We start from the raw sequence: 1,315 nt of genomic DNA on the forward strand, positions 1-1,315 counted from the left end.
GCGGCGGGGTGGGCGGTCCGGCGGGCGGTGCCGGGATGGCCGAGGCCGTGGGCGGCACGGTCGGCGGCAGCGGGACCGTACCCCCGGCGTTCGGACGTACCGTCGGCGGCGCGGGCACCTGCGGTATCCCCGGCCCCGCGGGCGTCTCCGCCTCCAGCAGCTCCACCGCGTGCCGGCCGAGCTGGGCGACCAGGCTGCCGGGCAGCCAGGGCTCGCCGTCCTCCTCGGTGGCGGTCAGCTCCAGCAGCCGTTCCACGGTGGGCCGCTCGGCCGGGTCCTTCGCCAGGCAGGCCTGGACCAGGTCCAGCAGCCCCTCGGGCAGCCCGGTCAGGTCCGGCTGCCCCTCCGCGATCCGGTACATCACCGCGTGCACCCCGCTGTCCGAGGTGCCGAAGGGCTGCCGGCCGGTCGCCGCGAAGGCCAGCACGGACCCGAGGCAGAAGACGTCGCTGGCCGGGGTGACCCGCTCACCGCGGACCTGCTCGGGCGACATGAAACCGGGCGAACCCACCACCGCGCCGCTGCGGGTGTGGACGCCGTCGGTGACGGTCTCCAGGGCGCGGGCGATGCCGAAGTCGATGACCCGCGGGCCGTCGATGGTGACCAGGACGTTGGACGGCTTGAGATCGCGGTGGATCAGCTGCGCGCCGTGGATCGCCTGGAGGGCCCGGCTCAACCCGTTGCCGAGGATGCGCACCGAGCGCTCCGGAAGCGGCCGGCCGCTCTCGGCGATGACCGTGTGCAGCGAGGGTCCGGCGATATAGCCGGTGGCCACCCAGGGGGTGGCCGCGTCGGTGTCCGCGTCCAGGACCGGCGCGGTCCACTCGCCGCCGACCCGCTGAGCCGCCTTCACCTCCTGTTTGAATCGCCGCCGGAACTCCGCCTGTTGCGCCAGCTCGGTCTGTACGAGTTTGACGGCTACCGTCCGTCCGCGAGCCGAATGCGCCAGGAAAACCCGGCCCATACCGCCCGCGCCCAGGCGCCTGAGCAGCCGGTACTCGCCGATCCAGCGAGGGTCCTCTGCCCCCAGGTCTTCCATGCGTCGATGTCCCTTCCCAGTCCGGCCTTCGCCCGAGAATATGAGGCGGCGGAGAGCGTTGGGGACGACGCGAGCGATCCGTTATCGGTTCCGTATCCGGCGGCCGGTTCGGCGCTTCCGGTGAAGTGGTGGCGGAACGCCGGAATCCAGCGAAAGTCGGGCGGTAGGGCGTGCGTTGACGGCGGGGGAGCGCCTGGCCGTACGGTTCGCCGAGACACCGGGGCCTCGGCGGGGGCGCGGGCCGGGGCCCCTGGCCGCACGCCCCGGGGCGGGTTC

Annotated in this window: 1 protein-coding gene; it reads right to left on the reverse strand. The window is 73.9% G+C overall.

Going from position 1 to position 1,315, the window contains the following annotated elements:
• The coding region (locus E4099_RS32105; protein WP_135342601.1) for a serine/threonine-protein kinase at window positions 1-1,039 on the reverse strand (1,039 nt) is incomplete at its 3' end.
• Between the last annotated feature and the right edge of the window lie 276 nt (window positions 1,040-1,315).

The organism is Streptomyces palmae (genome assembly GCF_004684805.1).
GTDB classification, from domain to species: domain Bacteria; phylum Actinomycetota; class Actinomycetes; order Streptomycetales; family Streptomycetaceae; genus Streptomyces; species Streptomyces palmae.